We start from the raw sequence: 22,042 nt of genomic DNA, 5'->3' as shown, positions 1-22,042 counted from the left end.
ATCAGCTCCCGCCTATGAGGCCGGCCGCTCTCGCGTGGAGTTGTGCGATTGAGAAATCCGAACTCCGATTTGAAAAGACGACCCACCGCAGCGGACCTTAACTGGCGCGTGAATTGTCACATCGAGATATCTCAGATGACCAGGAAATCGGTTCATCCCTATCGTGAGCCCGCCGGCGGATGGGGAGCGCTCAAGGCGCTCAGCGAGGCCCTGTTGGTGCAGCGGGTGCCGGTGAAGGGCGCGGCAACGCTGAGCCGCATGAACCAGCCGCAAGGCTTTGATTGCCCCGGTTGTGCCTGGCCCGATCCGAAGCATACGTCGTCATTCGAGTTCTGTGAAAATGGCGGCAAGGCGATCGCCTGGGAAGCGACCGCCAAGCGCTGCACGCCGGAGTTCTTCGCCGGGCATACCGTCACAGAGCTTGCGACGTGGAGTGACTATGATCTCGAAATGGTTGGACGGCTCACGCATCCGATGGCCTATGACGCGACATCCGATCGCTATCTTCCGGTAGAGTGGAGCGATGCCTTCGACATGATCGGCCGGCACCTGCGGGAGTTGCCCGACCCGAATATGGCAGATTTCTATACGTCCGGGCGGACCTCGAACGAAGCCGCCTTTCTCTACCAGCTGTTCGTGCGCGAATACGGCACCAACAATTTTCCTGACTGCTCCAACATGTGCCACGAGGCGACCAGCGTCGGCCTGCCGCATTCGCTCGGCGTCGGCAAAGGCACCGTGCTGCTGGAGGACTTCGACAAGACCGACTGCATCTTCATCTTCGGCCAGAATCCGGGAACTAACAGCCCGCGGATGATGACGAGCCTGCGCAATGCGGCCCGCCGCGGCGCGTCGATCATCTCGTTCAATCCGTTCCGCGAGCGCGCGCTGGAACGCTTCCAGGCGCCACAGAGCCCCGTCGAGATGATCACGCTGACGTCGACCGCGATCAGCTCGAAGCTGTTCCAGGTCAGGGTCGGCGGTGACGTCGCTGCACTCAAGGGGATCATGAAGATCCTGGTCGAAGCGGACGAGGCCGCGCGCGCCGCCGAGCAACCAGAGATCCTGGACTGGGATTTCATCCACGGGCACACGATCGGGATCGAAGCGCTGGTCGACGACCTCAAGCGCACGCAATGGCCCGATATCGAACGTCAGTCCGGCTTGACGCGTGAAGACCTGGAATATGCAGCCGACGCCTATGGGAAGGCGCAGCGCGCCATTCTCGTTTTTGGCATGGGTATCACCCAGCACCGGCATGGTGCGCACAACGTGCAGCAAATCGCCAATCTCGCTTTGTTACGGGGCAATGTGGGACGGGAAGGTGCGGGCGTCTGTCCGGTTCGCGGCCATTCCAATGTGCAGGGAGATCGCACCGTCGGCATCACGGAGGCGCCCAGCGCTGAGTTTCTCGACCGTTTGGAGCGACGGTTCGGTTTCAAGCCGCCGACGGCGCCGGGACACAATGTCGTCACCGCATTGGAGGCGATGATCAGCGGCGAGGTGAAGGTCTTCTTCGCGATGGGCGGCAATTTTGCGGCGGCTATCCCGGATTGGCAGGCAACGCGGGCTGCACTGCGGAAGCTCGATCTCACTGTCCACGTCTCCACCAAGCTCAACCGGAGCCATCTGATCCACGGCCACGCTGCGCTGATCCTGCCCTGCCTCGGTCGCACCGAAATCGACATCCAGGCGGCAGGGCCGCAGTCGATCACGGTGGAGGACTCGATGTCCATGGTTCATGCCTCGGGCGGGCGCAACAAACCGGCCTCGGAACACCTTCTGAGCGAAGTGGCGATCATCGCCGGCGTCGCGAAAGCAACGCTCGGCCAGCGCACGGTGGTCGATTGGGACGATTTCGTGGCCGATTATGATCGTATCCGCGATGCGATCGAGACCGTCTTTCCGATCTTCCAGGGCTACAACGCGCGGATCCGTGTGCCGGGCGGCTTCCATCTGACCTCGACTGCGCGTGAGCGCATATGGGCGACGCCGTCCGGCAAGGCCAACTTCCTGGTGTTCGAAGGCTGCGGTGAAGATCCGCCGCAGAGCGAGCCCGATAGCCTTTGGCTCACCTCTATACGCAGCCATGACCAGTATAACACCACGCTTTATTCGATGTCCGACCGCTATCGCGGCGTTTATGGTCAGCGAGACGTTGTGTTCCTCAATGAATACGAGTTGAAGAAGCGGGGCCTCATCGACGGAGACCGCGTCGACCTGATCACGGAATCGACGGATGGCAGCGTGCGGATCGTGCGCAACTTCCGCGTGGTCGCCTATTCGTTCCCGGCCGGCTGCTGCGCAGCCTATTATCCGGAGACCAATCCGCTGGTGCCGCTCTATGCTCGCGATCCCATGAGCTTCACGCCATCCTACAAGGGCATTCCGATCCGCCTGGTACGCTCGACTTCGATCAACACAGACGGCGAGTTCGGGCAATAGACGTGCAACGCGACCGGCCGCTGCCCCGATGCAGCCTCGGCGCATTGCGACCCGCAGCCGCGCTGCGGTTATTCGCACACCGTTGACGCGGGGACCGGCAGCGCAAACCAGAACCGGGCGCCACCCTCGGCGCCATGAGCGTCCGCGCCGATCTCGCCGCCATGCGCTTCGACGATGGACCGGCAGATCGGCAGCCCCATTCCCATGCCGCTGTCCTTGGTCGTGAAAAAGCTCTCGAACAGCCGGTCGATATGCTCGGCGCCGAGGCCCGGACCGCTGTCCTCCACAGAGCAGCATATCGCGCTTGAATCGTGCCTGACTGTGCTGATGACGATCTTCCGACACTCGCTGCCTGCCTGCATCATCGCCTGCATGGCGTTGATCGCCAGATTCACAATGACCTGCTGGAGCTGGGTGCGGTCACCGAGCACCTGCGGTGCGGTCGGGTCAGGGCGGTGCAGGATCGTTACGCTGCGGGATTCCATCTCCTGTCGAACGAAGAGAAGCGATTCGCGGATGACGTCGTCAAGCAACAGAAAGGTTCGCTCCGGCGCCTTACGCGATGCCATCGCGTGAATGCGTGCCACGATGTTCGCGGCTCGTCGGGCATTGGCAATCATGTTTTCAATTCCCTCGTGCACCTCGGCCAGGTTAGGATTGGGCCTGGCAAGCCACCGCAGGCCGGCCGCGCCATTGGTCGCGATGGCAGCCAGTGGCTGATTGACCTCGTGGGCGATGGAGGCGGTAAGCTCGCCGAGCATCGAGACTCGCGCAGCATGCGCGAACTCTGCTTGGACCTGCCGAAGCCTTTCCTGGACACGAAGCCGTTGTGAGATGTCGATCGTACCGACGAGGCTCACTTCGGAATCGTTGATCGGCCCGACGCGCGCCGTGATGAAGAGAACGTCGATCACGCGGCCGTCCCAGGTGACCATTCTGGTCTCTTCCTCAAAATTCGCCTCGCCACGGAAGCGGGACTCCATAGCGCGCCGGAACGTATCGGGGCGTTCCTTCCAGGAATGGGTGACGGGGCGTACAACATAGGCGCCAGGTCCTCCGAACATCTGAATGAACCGCTGATTGGACTCTTGATAGGAGAGCGCCTCCATGCAGGTGTACAAGAACTCGGGATGGCTGTCGAAATAGCTGCCGAGATCGGTGACGCCCTCCGCGCGCAATCGTTTGAACAGCCCTGCCAGCTTGCTTGCATCAAGTTGCCGAAGAGCGATCGGCATGCGGCTGAACAGGTGGCGGTAGCGCTGCTCGCTGCGCTCCAGCTCGCTATGAGCCTTCTTCTGGGCGGTAACGTCCATGACCGCGCCGATGAACTGGAATTGCCCTTTGTCATCCGACGTTCCGCGTGCGACCACGCGTATGTGCCTGATCTCGCCGTTCTTCAGAAGCAGGCGGTGTTCGTGGGAAAAATCATGCCGCTCGCGGGCTGCGCGACCGATGGCCTGGCGTACCGCGGTGACATCATCGGGATGTGTGCGCTCGAGGACGAGATTTAGCGATGGGAACATTGTCCGCTCGACATCGAAAATCCGGAACGTCTCGTCGGACCAGAAGAGTTCGCCGCTGGAGACATTCCAGCCGAAGCTTCCGGTGTGGCTGAGCCTCTGTGCTTCGGTGAGATAGGCTGCCTGGATTCGCCGCAGTGCATCTTCGGCACGCCTGCACTCCGTGACATCGGTATTGCTCTCGAGTGTGCCGATGGTCAGTCCGAGGTCGTTGTAATGCGTTGACCAACGGCTGGCGACGATGACCTTCTTGCCGCATCTGGTCGTGTGAATCAGCTCGCCTTGCCACCGGCCTGTCTGCAGCAGCCTGCTGTCGATCTCCGGACGAGGAACAGGAAATACGGTCTGCAGAAGCTCGTCGACGACTGTCCCGACGGCTTCCTCCCGCGTCCACCCATAGAGTTCCTCGGCGCCTCGGTTCCAGTAGACGATGACATGATCTGTATTACGGAGGAAGATGGCGTTCGTCGTGAGATTGAGCAGATTGGCCTGTTCGCCATGCGCACGTTCCAGCATGTGGAGCCGCCTGATCAGGCTGACGATCACGAGCGACGTGGACAGAAAGGCGGCCAAGGGGACCAAGCCCCAGAACTCATCCACGGCAGACGAGTAGATCGGTTCGACGAACAGGAAGACGAGGCAAGCGGTCGCGACGGCAGTGAAGGTCACGGAGGAAACAAGGCCGTCGCGCAGGGCGAGCAGCACAATGACGATCAAAAGCACGAAAGCGGTCGTGGCAAAATTCAAGCTGAGCAGGAAACAGATGGACGACAGCAGCGCCAGCGCCGTACTGCCGAACATCGAATAGACGGCGTGAGGCAGAACGCGGACCTTCCAGCCCTTTGTTCGGATCGGCCGCAGGTGAAGCCACGACCGCTCGGACCATGTTCGGCGAGAACCAGTCGCGTGCTTATTCCTGTTCGACATCCGGCGGTCCGCCGTCATCGAGCGCACCGTGGATGACCACCCGCACGCGCATCGTCCGATTGAAAGATCGGATCATTGCTCAAAGCATATATTCCACAAACTCGTCCGGCGTCACGGGCCCCTGTTGGCCAGTGCGGTCCGGAAGCGAGCGTGGGATGGGGCAACGGGTTCGATAAGGGCTCGCCGAACATGAATTCGAATGCCGAGACCAGATGCTCGGATGAATGCGCATGATGCGGCCGGTCTACTGCAATGCCGAAAACGAGTCTTTTGGCTTTTTCGGATTTTTTTCCGAAACGCACGACCTCGCGCATGCAGCGCGATTCCAGGTGTCGCGGCTTCCCATCAAGCGACTCAGGCCACGGTTACGGTAAGGTTTCTCACGCCGAACCGCCTCTCGAACTCGGCGAGATCAACAATGCCACGCCGATGGGTGCCGTCGCCGATCTTACGATGGCCCTCCCATGCCTCGACCTCGAATACGACGCTCTTGGAGTCGGTCTGAATTACGCGCGCAATCGCGCGCACGTGGCGGCCGACCGGCGTTGCCGCGAGATGACGGATGCTGACCATCATCCCAACGCTGACATAGCCCGCCGGCAGGGACGGCTGGATCGCTGCTCCCGCGGCCATTTCCATATGCAGTATCATCATCGGGATGCCGTAGACGGCCGGCATGCCGGGTACCACATGACCGACCGTCATGTCAGGCGTGATGGTCACGAGTTTTTCGGCGGCCATGCCGACCGCGATCCCATCAAGCGGATTCATGGCTTAACCTCGCAGGTGTCTGGGCCGGAGACGTTGGAGCCGTTTCTTTCGCCTGCGGCTTACGTCCGGCGATCCACGCGCCGAGCCTGTCGAGATAGAGGTAGACCACGGGCGTCGTGTAAAGCGTCAGAATTTGCGAGAGCATCAGTCCGCCGACGATCGTGTAGCCGAGCGGTTGACGAAGCTCCGCACCGGTGCCGGTGCCGACCATCAGGGGCACGCCTCCGAGCAGAGCGGCCATTGTCGTCATCAAGATCGGGCGGAAGCGGAGCGTGCAGGCCTGGTAGATTGCCTCCTCCGGGCCAAGGCCGTGCTGGCGCTGCACCTCGAGGGCGAAGTCGACCAGCATGATGCCGTTCTTCTTCACGATGCCGATCAGAAGAATGATGCCGATGATGGCGATGACGCTGAGGTCCATGTGGACGGCAAGCAACAGCAGTAATGCGCCGATGCCGGCGGACGGCAGTGTCGATAGGATCGTGATTGGGTGGATGAGGCTCTCGTAGAGAACGCCGAGAATGATATAGATCACGATCAGTGCCGCGCCGATCAGCAGCGGCGTGCCGGCCAGAGAGGATTGGAATGCCTGCGCATTGCCTTGGAACGAGGTCGACAGCGAGGCGGGCTTGCCGGTCTCCTTCTCGATCTTCTGAATCGCCGCCACCGCGTCGCCGAGCGCCGCGCCGGGCTTGAGGTTGAATGAGATCGTGACGGACGGAAACATGCTCTGGTGATTGATGAGGATCGGCGCCGGCTTGATGTCGGCGTTGACCAGTGTGCTCAACGGAACCTGCTGGCCGGAGGCCGAGTTCAGATAGATGTCCTTGAGCGCCTCGGGGCCGTACTGGAAGCTCGGGTCGACTTCCATGACGACATGATACTGGTTCAGCGAGGTGAACATGGTGGAGACGATGCGCTGGCCGAAGGCATCGTCGAGCGTGTTGTCGATGGTCGAGGGCAGGATGCCGAAGCTGGAGGCGACTTCGCGATTGACGGTGACATCCAATCTCGGGCCGGCATTGGCCTGATCGCTTGCGACGTCGGCAATGATGTCGAGTGCGCGCAGCCTGTCCAGGAAGATGGCCGACCAGTGGGTCAGCTCATCGGAATCTGCATCGGTCAACGTATATTGATACTGCGTCTTCGACAGGCGCGCGCCGATCGTAATATCCTGGGCCGCCTGCATGTAGAGCGTGATGCCCTGGATGTGAGCGAGCGCGGGCCTGAGCCGATTGATGATCTGATCGGCGCTGGCCTTCCGTCCCGGCTTCGGCTTCAGGACGATGAAGATACGCCCTTGGTTGAGCGTCGCCGTCGGTCCGCCCGGACCGATATAGCTCGCGACCGACGCGATGTCTGGATCCTTGAGCAGAACCCCGACGAGCGCCTGCTGGCGTTCGGACATGGCGGGGAAGGAGATGTCCTGCGACGCCTCGGTGATGCCGACGATCTGTCCAGTGTCCTGCTGCGGGAAAAAGCCCTTCGGAATGATCATATAAAGGTAGCCAGTCAGGACAATGGTGGAGAGCATCACGAGCAGCGTCGCGAAACGGTGGCGCAGCACGACGCGCAGGCCTCGCGCATAGAGCGCAAGCAGGCCATCGAAACCGTGCTCGAACAGGAGATAGAGCCTGCCGTGCGTCTTCCGCGAGTCATCCTTCAACAGGCGCGCGCACATCATCGGCGTCAAGGTGAGCGAAATGATGAGCGACAGTACCAGCGAGGCGGTGATGGTGATGGCAAATTCCTGGAACAGCTTTCCGACATAGCCGCCCATCAGGAACAGCGGGATGAACACCGCGATCAGCGACAGGGTGATCGAGACGATGGTGAAGCCGATCTCGCTGGAGCCTTTGAGTGCCGCTTGCATCGGCGTCAGGCCCTCCTCGAGGTGGCGCACAATATTCTCGATCACGACCACGGCATCGTCCACCACGAAGCCGACCGCGATGGAGAGCGCCATCAGCGACAGATTGTCGAGGCTGTAGCCCAGTACATAGAGGATTGCGAAGGTGCCGATCAGCGACAGCGGAACTGTGACTGCCGGGATGATGGTGGCCCAGAAATTTCGCAGGAAGAGGAATATCACCATCACCACCAGTGCGACCGTCAGCAGCAGCGTGAATTGCACGTCGGAGACGGCGGCGCGAATGGTGGCGGTGCGGTCCGCTGCGATCGTCACCTTGATTGCCGGAGGAACGGAGGCCTGCAATTGCGGCAGCAGCTTCCTGATGCGGTCGACAGTCTGGATGACATTGGCGCCGGGAACGCGCTGGACTGCGAGGATGATCGCAGGCTGCTTGCCGTACCAGCCGGCCAGAAGATCATTCTCGGGCGCTTCGACCGCCGAACCGATATCGCGGATCCGAACCGGCGAGCCGTTCCGATAGGCGATGATCAGGTCGTCATAGGCCGAGGGTTTCAAGAGCTGATCGTTGGTGTTCAGCGTGTAGGTGACGCGTGGGCTGTTGAGCGTGCCCTTCGGCAGATCGACATTGGCGCCAGCGATCACGCTGCGCACATCCTCAAGGCCGATGCCCCGCGCGGCGAGCGCCTGCGGGTTGACGCGGACGCGGATCGCGGGCTTCTGTTGGCCGCCGATACCGACGAGGCCCACGCCCGGGATCTGCGAGATCTTGGGCAGCAGGATATTTTCCGCATACGCATCGACCGTGGTCAGCGGAAGCGAGTCGGAGGACAGCGCGATCAGCATGATCGGCGTCTCGGCGGGGTTCACCTTCCGGATCGTCGGCGGGTAGGGGATGTTGGGCGGCAGAAAAGGACTGGCTGCGTTGATCGCAGCCAGCACGTCGACAGCAGCGCTGTCGACCGTCCGCGAGAGCTCGAACTGGACGGTCAACTGGGCCACGCCGAGTGCGCTGGACGAGGTGAGCTGGGTGACGCCCGGAATCTGGCTCAGCTGCTGCTCGAGCGGTGTGGCAACCGAGGAAGCGATCGTCTGCGGATCGGCGCCGGGCAGCTGCGCCGAAATCTGGATGGTCGGGTAGTTGACATTCGGCAGCGCGCCGACCGGCAACAACGGGTAGGTCGCGAGGCCGCACAGGAGCAGCCCAGCCATCAGCAGGGCGGTTGCAATCGGCCGCAGGATGAAGGGCGCTGAGAGATTCATGGAATGGCATCCTGGACGGAGCTCTGCAGGTCGGCCTCGCGCGCCGCCTTGCCGCGCAGCTGCCGGACGCTGCTGCCGTCCTTCAGGCGGTACTGGCCGTCGACGACCACGACATCGCCCGGCTTCAGGCCCTGATCGATCAACGCTTGGCCATCGCTGATCTGCGCCACGTGAACCGAGCGGAGGCTGGCGGTCTGGTCGGGAGCTACGACGTAGACATAGCTGCCGTTCTGACCTTGCTGCACGGCCGACCCGGCAACCGTCAGGGCATCCTTCCGTGTTTCCAGCAGCAGGCGAGCATTCACCAGCTGTCCCGGCCATAGCCGGTGATCGCGGTTCGGAAATTCTGCCTTCAGCTGGACGGTGCCCGTCGTCTGCGCGATCTCGTTGTTGACCAGCAGCAGCCTGCCTTCGTCGAGCTTCATCTTGTCGTCCTGGCTGTAGGCGATGACCTTCATCGGGCCCTTCGCCATCTGATCCTGGATTGCCGGCAGATCGGTCTGCGGAAGGGTGAAGAGCAGCGAGATCGGCTCGATCTGCGTGACGACGACGAGCCCGTTCGGATCGGTCGGATGAATCACGTTACCGACGTCGATCTGCCGGACGCCGGTGATGCCGGGAATGGCCGACGTCAGCCGCGTGTAGCTGAGCTGGACATTGGCCTCGTCGATCTGGGCCTGGTCCGCCTTGACGGCGGCCCGCAGCTGCGCCACCTGCGCGGTCTGCGTCTCGATCAGTTGCGGGGTCGCGTAGCCCTTGTCGCCGAGCTGGTTGTAGCGGGAGAGATTGGCCTCGGCATTCACGAGCTGAGCCTGGTCGCGGTCGCGATTGGCCGTCAGCTGTTCGATCTGGGCTTGATAGGGACGTGGATCGATCTGCGCCAGGAGGTCACCGGCCTTGACGGTCTGCCCCTCGGTGAAGGCGATCTGGACGATCTGCCCCTGGATCTGGCTGTGCACGACGTCCGTGTTATAGGCGATCACGGTGCCGATGCCGCGCAGGTAGATCGGGACCTCCTTGCTGGTCACGGTGGACGCGACCACCGGGATCGCGGCAGGGACGGGCATTGCAGCGACAGCTGATGGCTTGTCTTTGGCAAACAACCAGAAGCCGGCCGCGGTCGAGACTGCCGCAAGAGCAACCAGCGTGATGAGGAGATTCCGTTTCACGGTGCCGTTCCTCGTCATCTCAGGGAGTGCCGAAGTTGTTGGAAGGTCCCGCAGTGCCTGAAATCGCTGGTCCGGGCACGGGCAGGGTCGGGCTCACGCCGACGCCGCCAAGCTCGGTGGCGCCCAACGGAATGCCGACGCGTCCTGCCGAGGATGGCGAGGGCAGCGCAGACGCAGGAATTCGGCTGTCAGCGCAGGAGAGCGATGCACCGCCGGAAACGCCGCCGCCGTCGAACAGCGCGCCGGGCGATCCGGCATTGCCAGACCCGGCACACACGCCGGTGCCCTGCGGTGGACTGACCGGAGCCAGGCCGGGCGTGGCGATCTCGGTCGAGCCCAGTGGAATGCCCGCGGGGCGCGCTGCGCCAAGTGGCGACGTTACGCCCATGCCGGTCGACGGCTGCAGTCCCGACGATGCCGTTTGAGCGAGTGCAGGGGCCGACCACCGAAGGCCGACCACCAGCGCTGCGCCGAGGATAATGAATCCGAGCTGGCGCCATCTATTTCGTCGCGTGCTTCGGCTCGTTGATGAGAGATGTTCCGACATCTTCCTTATCCCGGATGATAATTCACTCGGCGGGGACGATAGGGAGGGGCGGAAGCAGCGGTATTTCGAGAACGAACGTCCCGCTGTCTCACCGCACGATGAAGCGCCTAACGCCGTCCGAGCTACTGTCGTTGCTGCACAAGGATCAGCTTCGCCTGGGAAAGCTCTCGGTGGCACGCGGCGATCTGACCAGAGCGGTCGGCGGCGCGCGCACGCTCGAGCGCATCGAGAGCGAGCTGAAGGTCCGCTCCGTTGCGACCCTCGGTCTGCGCCAGCGAGCGCGGAGTCGGTTGATGCCCGCGCAGCGCGTCGAGGCTTTCCGGCTTCCATTGGTCGGAGCCGGCGCTCTGTTCGATCGCGGCGTCGACCTGTGCCTGAACGCTTGCGATCGACGGTTCGCAGGCGCCTGCTTGAGCGGGTGAGGCAGCAAATAGCAGGGCACCGAAAGTAGCACAGTATGTCGTCGTCCTTGCGGTCATTGTCATGGCTCATCCCTTCGAAACGAGATATGCAGCGGATATCAGCGTGCGGCGGCTGCATGACATGTGCGCGCGTGGCTTGTCTTTCATGAAGGAATGGTCAGGCAGGTCCACGTTCGAATTCGACCTGCCGATGGAAACCGGCCGAAGACGTGCGAAGTGAAAACTATCCTGGCTTGAAGAAATACGAGGAGCAGCCACCTCGCTAGTGTCGGATCATTGCAACCCGGAGTGATCTGACATGAACCGCCTCAATGCTTGTCTTGCTCTTACGACCGCTTTTTCGCTGTTCTCGGCTGTGGTCCCGGCAAGCGCGGAACCGGTGAAGAATATCGTCCTGGTGCACGGCGCCTGGGTCGATGCATCCGGCTGGAAGCCGGTCTACGACATCCTGACCAAGGAAGGTTTCCGCGTCACCATGGTGCAGGAGCCGGAGACGTCGTTTGCCGATGATGTCACGGCGGCAAAGCGGGTGCTCGATCTTCAGGATGGTCCTACGCTTCTTGTCGGCCATAGCTATGGCGGATCCATCATCACCGAAGCCGGCGTGCATCCGAGCGTCGTGGGCCTTGTCTATGTCGCCGCCCACGCGCCCGATGTCGGTGAGGATGAAGCGGCGCTGGGCAAGAAGACACCGAGCGTGCTCGGAAAGACCGAAGGCGTTGTCAAGACGACGCCCGACAAGTTCACCTATCTCGATCCGGTGCAGTTCCCCAAACTCTTCGCACCCGATCTGCCACTGGAGCGGGCCGAATTTGTCGCGCGCTCCCAGGTCCTGGCCGCCACACAGGTGTTCAGCACGCCGCTGACGGCGGCGGCGTGGAAGACCAAGCCGAGCTGGGGCATCGTTGCCGGTGGCGACCAGATCATCAATCCGGACCTCGAGCGTTGGTACTACGAGCGCGCCAAGAGTCATACGACCGTAATCCCCGGCGCCAGCCACTCCGTCTATGAGTCTCATCCCAAGGAAGTGGCCGCTATCATCACGCAGGCCGCCCGCAACGTTTCGCAAACGGCTGCACGTTGAGGTCGGCCGCTGGCCGCGATGCGTGGCACACCCCATAAAGGGAAGGCTGGCGGTGCGAGGAGCGCTTCCGCCAGCCCGACTGCCCGAGCTGGAGACGTCTGTGACTGTGATCGAAAACATGAACGCGCCGCTGAATTGGAGCGTACTTACCGCAAAGCGTGCCGGATTGAGCCGCGAGTTGCCGTCGGGCAATCCGGACCTGATGTGGGTCGCGAATTCCTCGACGCTCATCTACGGCGAGTGCGACGCGGTGCTCGTCGATACGTTTCTGACCGCCGAGCAATCGAAAACGCTGCTGGACTGGGTGGTGGCAAGCGGCAAGAATCTGACTGCGATCTACGTCACCCATGGTCACGGTGATCACTTCTTTGGTCTCGCGCCGCTGCTCGACCGCTTTCCAAACGCCAGGGCGCTTGCGGTTCCCGAGGTCGTCGAGGCGATGAAGGTGCAACTGGCGCCGGCATCGATTGATGGCTTCTGGCGCAAGCGATTCCCAGGGGTGATCGCGGAGCGACTCGTGACGGCAGAGCCTCTGCAGGGGCGCGAACTGATGCTCGAGGGGCACAAGCTCGTCGTCATCGACATGGGTCGGACCGACACGGAGCGTTCGACGGCGCTCCATGTGCCGGGGCTTGACCTTATTATTGGTGGCGACACCGTCTACAACGGAATCCATCCCTATCTCGCTGAAACCAATAGGCAGAGCCGGCTTGAATGGATCGCCGCGTTGGAACGGCTCGAGACATTGAGGCCACGCTTCGTGATCGCGGGACATAAGAAGCCAGACAATGACGACAATCCGCGCAATATCGCAAAGACGCGGCAGTACCTGCTCGACTTCAATCTCCTCGATCAGGCGACAACATCTGCGCTTGAGCTCTACGAGGCGATGCTGCGGCTCTATCCCGACTACGCCAATCCGGGATCGCTTTGGAGCGGGGCCAATGCGGCCAAGGAACAAAGCCCATGACGAATTGGCAGAACGACCGGGTCGCGCGCGATGCGCGCATCGCGGCGGGCGCTCAATTTGCGTCCGGTAAGGTCGTGGACGGCCGCGACGCGACCCGGCTGCTGGAAGCCGCGATTCGGCCGGGTGACCGCGTCTGCCTGGAGGGCGACAATCAAAAGCAGGCGGATCTGCTTAGTCGCGCACTGCTAGCGGTCGATCGTTCCAGAGTGAACGACCTCCACATGGTGCAGTCGGGTATCGTTCTTCCCGAGCATCTGGATCTGTTCGACCAGGGCGTGGCGAAGAAGCTCGACTATGCCTATTCCGGACCGCAATCGGCGCGCATCGCGCGCATGTTGTTCGGCGGCAAGATCGAGCTTGGCGCCGTCCACACTTATCTCGAGCTGTTCGCCCGCTATTTCATCGACCTGACCCCGCACGTGGCGCTGATTGCGGCCGTGAGTGCCGACCGCGAGGGGAATCTCTATACCGGTCCGAATACCGAGGACACGCCGACCGTGGTGGAGGCGACCGCGTTCAAGGACGGCGTCGTGATCGCGCAGGTCAACGATATTGTGGATGAGGTGCCGCGCGTCGACATCCCGGCAGACCGCGTGCATTTCATCGTCAAGTCCGACAAGCCCTTCTTCGTTGAGCCGCTGTTCACGCGCGATCCCGCCGCGATCACCGAAGGGCAGATCCTCACTGCGATGCTCGCAATCAAAGGCATTTATGCACCCTACGGTGTGCAGCGGCTCAACCACGGCATTGGCTTCAGCACGGCGGCGATCGAGCTTCTGCTGCCGACCTTCGGTAAGCGGCTGGGCCTGAAGAGCAAGATCGCCACCCATTTCGCCTTGAATCCGCATCCCGCGCTCATTCCGGCGATCGAATCCGGCTGGGTTCGCCAAATTCACTCCTTCGGCTCGGAAGTCGGCATGGATGAGTACATCCGCGCCCGGTCCGATATCTATTTCACCGGCCCGGACGGCTCGCTACGCTCCAATCGCGCGTTCTGCCAGACGGCTGGGCTTTATGCCTGCGACATGTTCATTGGCTCCACGCTGCAGATCGATCTGCACGGAAATTCGTCGACTGTCACGAGCTCGCGTATCGCCGGGTTCGGCGGCGCGCCGAATATGGGTGCGGATGCCCGCGGGCGGCGTCATCCGAGCGAGCCTTGGCTGAAGGCGGGAGCAGAAGCTGACCCCGACGGTTCGGCGTTGTTGCGCCGTGGGCGCAAGCTGGTCGTTCAGATCGGTGAGACCTTCGGTGACAACAACGTGCCGCTGTTCGTCGAGAAGCTCGATGCGCTCGAGCTCGCGGAGAAACTGAAGCTCGAGCTCGCCCCGATCATGATCTATGGCGACGACGTCACGCACATCGTCACCGAAGAAGGCGTGGCAAACCTTCTGCTTTGTCGCACCGCACTGGAGCGCGAGCAGGCGATCCGTGGCATTGCCGGCTACACCGCGGTCGGCCGCGGGCGAGATCGCAACTTGGTCGAGCACCTCCGCCTGCGCGGCGTGATCCGCCGGCCGGAAGACCTCGGCATCAATCCACTCGATGCGGATCGCAGCATGCTGGCGGCGCGCTCGATCAAGGATCTCGTGCGCTGGTCAGGCGGCCTCTACGCGCCGCCCTCGAAATTCAGGAACTGGTGAGAACCGCCATGGAAGATCTCAGTTTTCAACATCAGGCCCGCGCGCGCGCAGGAGGCACCAGACTGAGCGCGATCGTCGGCGTGGTCGCCTCTGGCAATCTGGAGGTGCTGGCGGAGCGGACACTTCCGGATACGCAGTGCCGGCTTGAGATCAGGACTGCGGCGATGGGCTTCGGCGAGGTCTGGAACGCGGTCATCGTAGATTTCGTCGAGCGCTATTCGCCGGGCGGACTTCAGTTTTCTATCAACGATGGCGGCGCGCGTCCGGATACCGTCTCGCTTCGTCTGGCTCAGGCGGTTCGCCTGATCGAGGAGGGCGGCCAATGACGGCGTCGTCGAAGCACCTTGCTCCTGCGGAACGGGCGCGCGCGGTCAGCTTCAACGAGGCGTCGGCGCGGAGAAGGCTCGAACTGCTGCTCGATGCCGGCAGCTTCGTCGAGTTCGTCGGCCCCGAGCAGCGCGAGGTCAGTCCGCACCTGAAGATCTTCGATCTTCCCGAGCAGTTCGATGACGGCGTCATTGTCGGGCATGGGCGCCTCGATAGCGCGCCGGTGCTCGTGGCCGCACAGGAAGGCCGCTTCATGGGCGGCGCCTTCGGCGAGGTTCATGGTGCCAAGCTGACCGGGCTCTTGCGCGCCGCGTGCCAGATCAGGTCGGCGCCGGTCGTGATCCTCTTCGATTCCGGCGGTGTGCGGTTGCAGGAGGCCAATGCCGGCGAGCTCGCCATCGCCGAGATCATGCGTGCGGTCATGGAAGCGCGCACCGCGGGCGTGAAGGTGATCGGCCTGATCGGCGGGCGTTCTGGATGCTACGGCGGCGGCGGTTTGATCGCGGGCTGCTGCTCCGCGCTCGCGATCTCCGAGCCCGGACGCATCGCAGTGTCGGGTCCGGAGGTCATCGAGACCAATCGCGGCGTCGAGGAATTCGACTCTCGGGATCGTGCCTTGGTCTGGCGCACCATGGGAGGCAAGCACCGCCGGTTGCTCGGCGCAGCCGACGTCTTCACCGAGGATACGGTGCAGGGTTTTCGCGATGCTGCGTGCGAGCTGCTTGGCGTAGTCGGGACCTTCGGTCTCGACCGGCTGAAGGCCGAGCAGCTGCGCCTCGCCGACCGATTACGACAGTTCGGAGCCTGCCGGGATGCCGTCGAAATCTGGGCGGCCGAAGGCATTGCGGATGCAGAAACGGTTCCTGATCTGCCGGACGACCAGTTCATCGCGCTTGCCAACAGGATCGGGAGGACCAGCCGTGACGCTCGATGACATCCTCGCCTCGCTCTTTCCCGATGGCCACGACGTCAGAAACGATAAGGGCATCCTGTTCGGCTCGGCGAGGCTGCGGTCCGGCGCCAAGACGCTCATCATCGGTATAGCCGATCGGACCGCGCTTGGCGTGGACGAGGCGATCAGGCTTGCCGGCTACGTCCTGGATGCTCTCGATCAGGGAAGCGGGCCGATCCTGGTCCTCGTCGACAGCGACAGCCAGCGCATGAGCAGGCGTGACGAGCTGCTCGGTCTGAACGAATTCCTGTCGCATCTCGCCAAGGCGCTGATCTACGCGGACATGAATGGCCGGCCGACCATCGGCCTTCTGTACGGTCACTCGGCCGCAGGGGCTCTGCTCGCAACCGGGCTCGCGACCCGCGTGCTGGTGGGATTGCCCGGCGCCGACCCGGCGGTGATGGATTTGCCGTCCATGGCAAAGGTGACCAAGCTGTCGACGGCTGCATTGCAGGACAAGGCGAAGTCCACGCCGGTCTTTGCGCCGGGCCTGTCAAATCTGGCTCGGATGGGGGCGGTTCACGTCACGTGGAATGACGCGGCCACGCTTGCGGATCAACTGGACGCGCTGTTCACCAACATGCCCGATGCACATGATCGGCGCGACGCGCTGGGCAAGGAGCGTGGCGGCCGGATGAAAGCAGCCGATATTGCGGAGCGTGTTCGTGATCTTGTCCTGCACACCCGGTGAACGCCCGATCAGCCGGCACGATCTGGTCTTTGTCAGTGCCGAGAGCTGGCGCGCAATGCTCGCCGCGCGCGGCGATCTCGCTGCTCATCCGCTCGTGGCGGACTGGGCCGAGAGGGGATGGCCGACGGTCAGGCGCCGCGCCACACCAACTGAGGCCTTCGGCGTGGCATTGGGACTGCCGCTGCCGCCCGCTGCCGGCAAGCAGCGGCTCTCGTTCGTCCTGCGCTTCGATGACATCGTCTCCGTCGCGAGGCCTCCGGCGCTGAATGACGCGCGCGCCTCGGCGCCGCGGGCCTGGCAGCCGACGCTTGATCGTCTCGACGAATTCGCCGTCCGCCATGCGGTGAAGGTCCGGGTTTTCGGGAGCTTGGCCTGGCAGGCGCTGACCGGGCTCGACTACGTCACTGAACGTTCCGATCTCGATCTTCTGCTCGATCTCCGCAGCGGGGCCGATGTCGATTGTCTGGTCGCCGATATCGCCGCGATCGAGACCGACGCCCCCATGCGGCTTGACGGTGAGCTGATGCGCCAAGACGGCGCTGCGGTGAACTGGCGCGAGTTCCACGGCGGTCCGGAAGAGATTCTGGTCAAGCGTGTTGATCGCGTTGGTCTGCTGGGCAGGGACCGATTTGTGTTGGGAGCGATGTCATGACCGCCGCGCTCGCGCGCAGTCCGGAGCGGGCGCTTTCGCGCCCTCCGCAAAGACCTGACGATGTCTCTGCCATCGGCGACAGCGCCGCCGACTGCCTTGTCATGGAGCTGGAGACCTGGCCGAAGCCGGGGCTCGTGAGCCACGTCGACAATGGCAGCCACCACGACATGGATGCCGGCATGTTTCGCCGGAGCGCCGCGGCGATAAAACCTTATTTTCGGCAGCTCGCCGATGCGGCTGCGCGTGGCTGCGGAATGGGGCGGCTCAGGATCATCGGCCTCGAAGCGGAAAGCGCAATGCTTGCTGCGACCTCCGGGGTCAACACCCATCGCGGTGCGATCTTCGGGCTTGGTTTGTTGTGCGCTGCGGCTGGGGCGAGGGCTGGCGGCATGATTAATCCCGAGCTGTCGCTGGGCGATATCGTCGCGCGGCTCTGGGGCGACGGCATACTCAATGGTCCGGTGCTGCTGCACAGCCATGGCAACGCTGCTCACCGCCGCTTCCGCGCCGGCGGTGCGCGCCTTGAGGCGGCGAGCGGATTTCCCAGCGTCTACCGGATCGGCTTGCCGGCTCTGCGGAAAGCGGAGTGGGCCGTCCCGCACGAGGCGGAGGCTGCGCGGGTGGAAGCGTGCTTCGCCCTGATCGCCTCGGTCGAAGACACCAATCTGCTGCATCGTGGCGGGCTCGACGGCCTCCGCTTTGCCCGCTCGACTGCCCGTGACTTTATCGACAGCGGCGGCGTGCGACGGCCCGGCTGGCGCGCCCGAGCGCAGTCTATCCACGACAGCTTCGTTGCCCGGCGTCTTAGCCCCGGTGGATCGGCCGATCTCCTTGCCATGACGCTTTTCGTCGATGCTCATGAAAGGCCGAGCCCATGACGTCCAATGTGATCGTGATGGCGCTGGCGCCGGTCTTCTTCGTCCTGCTGCTCGGCTATGCCGCCGGCAGATTCAAGATCGTCGATAATCATCATGTCGACGGTCTCAACGCACTCGTGATGGATTTTGCGCTGCCGGCCTCACTGTTCGCCGCGACCGCCTCGGCGTCGCGCAGCCAGATGATCGCGCAGACTCCTCTGTTCCTGGTGCTCGGCCTGACGATGCTGCTGCTTTATGCCGCCTGGTACTGGGCCGTGCGCAGCTTCGTCAAAGTGTCAGGGCCGGACGCATCGCTGCAGGCCCTGACGATCGGCTTTCCAAATCTCGCCGGTGTCGGGCTTCCGATCTTGTCGTCCGTGCTGGGACCGGCCGGCACCGTCCCGGTGGCCGTGGCATTGGCAACGGGCTCGATCCTTATCAGTCCGCTCACGCTCATCATGGTGGAAATGAGCGCCAGCAAGTCTCACGGTGGCGAACTCTCGGGCTGGCAGATTCTATCGGCCGTCCGGCGCGCGGTAACCAAGCCGGTCGTGCTGGCGCCCGCGCTCGGGATCATCCTTTCGTTGTCGGATCTGAATCCCGATGCACTGGCCCATGCCTGCCTCGCATTGATCGGGAGTGCGGCTGCCGGCGTTGCCCTCTTCCTGACCGGGCTGATCCTGTCGGCGCAGTCGTTTCGGCTTGACTGGAAGGTCGTTGCCGCCACGGCGGCCTCCGACGTCATTCGGCCGCTGCTCGCCATCGCGGCCGTCGTCGTCATTCCGATCGCTCCAGACACGGCGAAGACGGCCATTCTGCTCGCAGCCGTTCCCTCAGGCTTCTTCGGTATCCTGTTTGCCGTCAACTACCGGCTGGATTCCGCTACGGCCGGCTCCATGGTCATTGCGAGCACAGGATTCAGCATCATCACCATGGCGATTGCGATCGCGGTGCTCTTCCCCCATTAGGCCATGCCGATGACGCTTGCATGCACATATGTTCGCCCTGACGGGCGGTTGTTCCGCGGCCGCCGACGTTCCGGGCACGGTCTCTCGACGAGTTCAGGAGCCTTGGCGTCGGAACCTGGCTCGCGCAGCATCTCTGCAGCAAAGCAGAAAGCAGCGGTAGATCTGGTCCGATCTTGACGCTTGCCGATCGGGTTCGGCCCGCAAAAAGGGGGCCGTCCTTGGGGGAGGACGGCCCCGAGAGGCTCGTGTGCCCGGGAGGAAGGCGCGAGCCGCGACTAGGGGTCTCAGTCGCTACACCTCCAGCTTCGCCGATCTGGCGGGACAAGTATTTCACGAACCCAGGTTGTTTCTCATTTCGCAGGATTCGCGGCGGTTCGCCGGCACGACACCGGGCAACGTCTTGCAGGCTGGAGCCCGACCGTTGTCCAGCAGCATGAGTGGCGGGAGCTCGTTCCTGCAGGTACATCGCCAGCGCGCCGGAGTGTCGCCCGTGATCCGCTTGAACACAGTCGAAAAATGCGCTTGCGTGCAGAAACCGACCGCCAGCGCGATCTCGGCCAGGCTCGTCTCTGAATTCGACAACAGAGTCTTCGCGTATTCGATACGCTGGTGAAGCAGATACTCGCGCGGACGATATCCAGTCGCAGCGCGGAACTGCGCCGCAAAGTGCATGCGTGACAGCCCTGCGACCTTGGCGAGATCGGAGAGCCTTATGCAGCTGTCATAGTGTGTCTTGACATACGCCTCGACCCGCCGAAGCCGCCATTTTGGCAAGGCATTGACTTTCGTGCGCGGCGGTTCGTGCCGGGAAATATGCATCGCGAGCGTCCGGCCGACACATTGCGCAAATTCCTGGTCAACCGAGCTGCCGGGCTCGGTGAGCGCCTTTGCAAGTTGCTCGGCGAATGGATCGCGCAGCAGGATGAGGTCGTTCAGATCGTCGCCACTCCAGAGTCGCGATCCGATTTGCGGCGGTGAAAAGCGGTCGATCGGCAAGGAGAAGTGCAGGAAATCACACGGTGCGAGGAACTGCACACTGAGCTGCCTTGACGGCGCGCCGACATACAGCGACCCTGCCGGCATGATACCGTCGAAGATTGTTCGGTTTCCTCTGCTCAGTTTGAGACGCGTTGTCTTCAAGGCGATGGAGATGAAATATCGATCGGGAGGCGTCACCGCTTCTTCGTGCCGGACGGCAGCCTGCGCGTAGATCCAACGCGAAATTGTGATGTCCTCTGGTGCTGCATCGAAGCCTTGCTCGGGTTGTCGCCATTTCCTTTCGCAGGGAAGCGCACGCGCTTCTTGGAAGGAACCCGGATCACACTGGATTGCCTGGTAGCTGGACCAACGGCCGGCCGCTTGCATGTCGGTGAGCATCGTTCATCCCTTCGTCTAAGCCTGCTGCCCACGGCAGCCGGCTGCAACAAGTCGACGCCCAGACGATACGTCCGGCCAGGTCATAAGACCCGTTAGCGATGCTTAAGGGCTGTGAAATTTTGCAAATGCACAGGAATTGGCAGCTTGTCGCACATGCGAGCTGGATCAAATCGATCGCCGATCGCGGTGCGTCATCCGACACCGTCCGCCCTGGAAGAGTTTGGGGCCGGGCGCGTTAGCGGCCAGGATACCGTACCGGCCATCTTGGTCACGCCGGCCAGAGAGGAATTAAGGAATGCGCGGTGGAGCGTCGACGCCGGGGGCGAGGCCGGGCTCGACCTTGGCCGCCGCTGGAACCGGAGTCTCGTGCGAATAGGGGAGCACCTCCGCTTCAGGGCGCAGCTGAGATGGCCCGCGGAGGCAATCCGGACGCGGCGGGCGCCCGCTTCCGAAGAGATCCGAGATTGGATCTGCGACGGTTGCGCGAAGCTGGCTCAGCCAAGTGGCCTGATCGTCTGCGGCGGCGGACCGGATCGTCACTGTCGCCGTCAGTCCAGAGACCAGCGGCACGTCAGGCGGCACCGTATCGATGGCGATGCGCACTGGCACGCGCTGCGCGAGCCGGACCCAGGTGTAGATGGGATCGACATTGGGCAATCCTTGCGTGCCCGTGGCCGCGTTCGACACGCTGATGCCGCGCGTCACCGTCTTCACATGACCCAATATTGGTCTGGAATAACCAATCAATTGCGCTTCTGCGCGGTCGCCCACGCAGACATGCGCCATCTTGGTTTCTTCGAAATAGCCGTCGACCCAGAAACTGTTGGAATCGATGATTGAGATGTTGCTGACCCCGGTTGTCGCATAGTCTCCGACGCGGAGCAGCAGGTTGGTCACGTAGCCGTCGACCGGACTGACGACATTGGTCCGCTTCAGATTCAATTCCGCCTGCGCGAGTTGGTGAGCTGCGGCGTTATAGGCAGCCTTCGCCTGCACCGCGTTCCCTGCATAGATCTGCTGCTCCTCGGGTGTGGTGGCAAGATTGGACAGGTGTTGACGCCGGGCGTACTCGGCTTGTTTGACCTCGAGATCTGCCGCGCGTTGCTCGACCAGCGCCTTGCCGACGCTGGCGGCCACTTCGAAATCGAAGGGATCGATGACGTAAAGGACGTCGCCTTTATGGACGAACTGGTTGTCGGCCACCCGCAGCTCTACGATCTTTCCGGAGATCTGCGGCGCAACGTTGGCGACCTGGACACGGACACTCCCGTTTCGTGTCCAGGGCGCGGTCACATAATGCTGCCATGTCGCCACTGAGACCAAGATGGCGACCAGCGCGATGGCAAGCGTCGCAAGATGCCTGAAGGCTGCCACGACCAAACGTCTGATCGTGTCGTGCCGCGGCGTCCCGGAAGCCGCCGGCTGCGTCGGAGGCTCGTCGCTCCAGTCCGCCCTGTCGCTGTTGTCGCGCGGTGCGGGCTTCGAAGGGACGAAGCGACCGACGGCATCCTCGGAACCAGCTTGTGCGTTGGCTGGCGGTTCGTCCTGGACCAGCGTGGCGCGATCGCGAGGCGGGGCGACTTCCATGGC

18 protein-coding genes are annotated in these 22,042 nt (G+C 62.9%); 10 read left to right on the top strand and 8 right to left on the bottom strand.

Going from position 1 to position 22,042, the window contains the following annotated elements:
• The first annotated feature begins 135 nt into the window (after positions 1–135).
• A complete protein-coding gene (locus BRAS3843_RS31885; RefSeq protein WP_008973331.1) occupies positions 136–2,445 on the top strand; it encodes an FdhF/YdeP family oxidoreductase in 2,310 nt (769 codons plus the stop codon).
• 68 nt (positions 2,446–2,513) lie between these two features.
• Here BRAS3843_RS31885 and BRAS3843_RS31880 read toward each other — a convergent pair whose 3' ends face one another.
• The 6 genes from BRAS3843_RS31880 to BRAS3843_RS39980 form a co-directional block, all read right to left on the bottom strand.
• Complete coding sequence (locus BRAS3843_RS31880) at positions 2,514–4,910, bottom strand: ATP-binding protein (protein ID WP_139025036.1); 2,397 nt, start codon at positions 4,908–4,910, stop codon at positions 2,514–2,516.
• A 336-nt stretch (positions 4,911–5,246) separates the two neighbouring features.
• Positions 5,247–5,663 (bottom strand): thioesterase family protein, encoded by a 417-nt coding sequence (locus BRAS3843_RS31875; RefSeq protein WP_008973328.1) that lies wholly within the window; start codon positions 5,661–5,663, stop codon positions 5,247–5,249.
• Entirely contained in the window at positions 5,650–8,793 is a 3,144-nt protein-coding gene (locus tag BRAS3843_RS31870) for an efflux RND transporter permease subunit (RefSeq protein WP_008973327.1), read from the bottom strand. The genes BRAS3843_RS31875 and BRAS3843_RS31870 overlap by 14 nt, the downstream gene beginning before the upstream one ends.
• Entirely contained in the window at positions 8,790–9,962 is a 1,173-nt protein-coding gene (locus BRAS3843_RS31865; RefSeq protein ID WP_035983495.1) for an efflux RND transporter periplasmic adaptor subunit, read from the bottom strand. The genes BRAS3843_RS31870 and BRAS3843_RS31865 overlap by 4 nt, the downstream gene beginning before the upstream one ends.
• Before the next feature lie 19 nt (positions 9,963–9,981).
• Positions 9,982–10,509 carry a hypothetical protein gene (locus BRAS3843_RS41750; RefSeq protein WP_008973325.1) on the bottom strand — a complete coding sequence of 176 codons (528 nt, stop codon included), beginning with the start codon at positions 10,507–10,509 and terminating at the stop codon, positions 9,982–9,984.
• Between the two features lie 122 nt (positions 10,510–10,631).
• A complete protein-coding gene (locus tag BRAS3843_RS39980) occupies positions 10,632–10,988 on the bottom strand; it encodes a hypothetical protein (RefSeq protein ID WP_083841476.1) in 357 nt (118 codons plus the stop codon).
• Positions 10,989–11,229: 241 nt separating this feature from the next.
• Between BRAS3843_RS39980 and BRAS3843_RS31850 the strand changes: the two genes are divergently transcribed.
• The 9 genes from BRAS3843_RS31850 to BRAS3843_RS31810 all read left to right on the top strand — a co-directional run bounded on the left by BRAS3843_RS31850 (position 11,230) and on the right by BRAS3843_RS31810 (position 19,075).
• Positions 11,230–12,015: an alpha/beta hydrolase gene (locus tag BRAS3843_RS31850; protein WP_008973323.1), complete on the top strand. Its 786-nt coding sequence runs from the start codon at positions 11,230–11,232 to the stop codon at positions 12,013–12,015.
• Between the two features lie 100 nt (positions 12,016–12,115).
• Positions 12,116–12,985, top strand: coding sequence for an MBL fold metallo-hydrolase (locus tag BRAS3843_RS31845; RefSeq protein ID WP_035983481.1), 870 nt, complete (start codon positions 12,116–12,118; stop codon positions 12,983–12,985).
• Positions 12,982–14,628, top strand: a complete 1,647-nt coding sequence (gene mdcA, locus BRAS3843_RS31840) for a malonate decarboxylase subunit alpha (protein ID WP_008973321.1) — start codon at positions 12,982–12,984, stop codon at positions 14,626–14,628. The genes BRAS3843_RS31845 and mdcA overlap by 4 nt, the downstream gene beginning before the upstream one ends.
• A gap of 8 nt (positions 14,629–14,636) precedes the next feature.
• Positions 14,637–14,954 carry a malonate decarboxylase acyl carrier protein gene (gene mdcC, locus BRAS3843_RS31835; protein WP_035983479.1) on the top strand — a complete coding sequence of 106 codons (318 nt, stop codon included), beginning with the start codon at positions 14,637–14,639 and terminating at the stop codon, positions 14,952–14,954.
• Positions 14,951–15,889: a biotin-independent malonate decarboxylase subunit beta gene (locus BRAS3843_RS31830; protein WP_008973319.1), complete on the top strand. Its 939-nt coding sequence runs from the start codon at positions 14,951–14,953 to the stop codon at positions 15,887–15,889. The genes mdcC and BRAS3843_RS31830 overlap by 4 nt, the downstream gene beginning before the upstream one ends.
• Positions 15,876–16,598: a biotin-independent malonate decarboxylase subunit gamma gene (mdcE, locus tag BRAS3843_RS31825; RefSeq protein ID WP_008973318.1), complete on the top strand. Its 723-nt coding sequence runs from the start codon at positions 15,876–15,878 to the stop codon at positions 16,596–16,598. The genes BRAS3843_RS31830 and mdcE overlap by 14 nt, the downstream gene beginning before the upstream one ends.
• The gene (gene mdcG, locus BRAS3843_RS31820; protein WP_035983492.1) at positions 16,573–17,250 is read left to right on the top strand and encodes a malonate decarboxylase holo-[acyl-carrier-protein] synthase; all 678 of its coding nucleotides are present in this window, start codon (positions 16,573–16,575) and stop codon (positions 17,248–17,250) included. The genes mdcE and mdcG overlap by 26 nt, the downstream gene beginning before the upstream one ends.
• The gene (gene mdcB, locus BRAS3843_RS31815; RefSeq protein ID WP_008973316.1) at positions 17,247–18,128 is read left to right on the top strand and encodes a triphosphoribosyl-dephospho-CoA synthase MdcB; all 882 of its coding nucleotides are present in this window, start codon (positions 17,247–17,249) and stop codon (positions 18,126–18,128) included. Before mdcG ends, mdcB begins: the two co-directional genes overlap by 4 nt.
• Complete coding sequence (locus BRAS3843_RS31810) at positions 18,125–19,075, top strand: AEC family transporter (protein ID WP_008973315.1); 951 nt, start codon at positions 18,125–18,127, stop codon at positions 19,073–19,075. The genes mdcB and BRAS3843_RS31810 overlap by 4 nt, the downstream gene beginning before the upstream one ends.
• A 330-nt stretch (positions 19,076–19,405) precedes the next feature.
• Here BRAS3843_RS31810 and BRAS3843_RS31805 read toward each other — a convergent pair whose 3' ends face one another.
• Together BRAS3843_RS31805 and BRAS3843_RS31800 are read right to left on the bottom strand one after the other, a co-directional pair.
• Positions 19,406–20,452 (bottom strand): AraC family transcriptional regulator, encoded by a 1,047-nt coding sequence (locus BRAS3843_RS31805; protein WP_008973314.1) that lies wholly within the window; start codon positions 20,450–20,452, stop codon positions 19,406–19,408.
• Positions 20,453–20,740: 288 nt separating this feature from the next.
• Entirely contained in the window at positions 20,741–22,039 is a 1,299-nt protein-coding gene (locus tag BRAS3843_RS31800; protein ID WP_008973313.1) for an HlyD family secretion protein, read from the bottom strand.
• Positions 22,040–22,042 lie beyond the last annotated feature (3 nt).

It is taken from the genome of Bradyrhizobium sp. STM 3843 (genome assembly GCF_000239815.1).
Taxonomy (GTDB): Bacteria; Pseudomonadota; Alphaproteobacteria; order Rhizobiales; family Xanthobacteraceae; genus Bradyrhizobium.
This window is presented reverse-complemented; position numbering and strand designations above follow the sequence as displayed.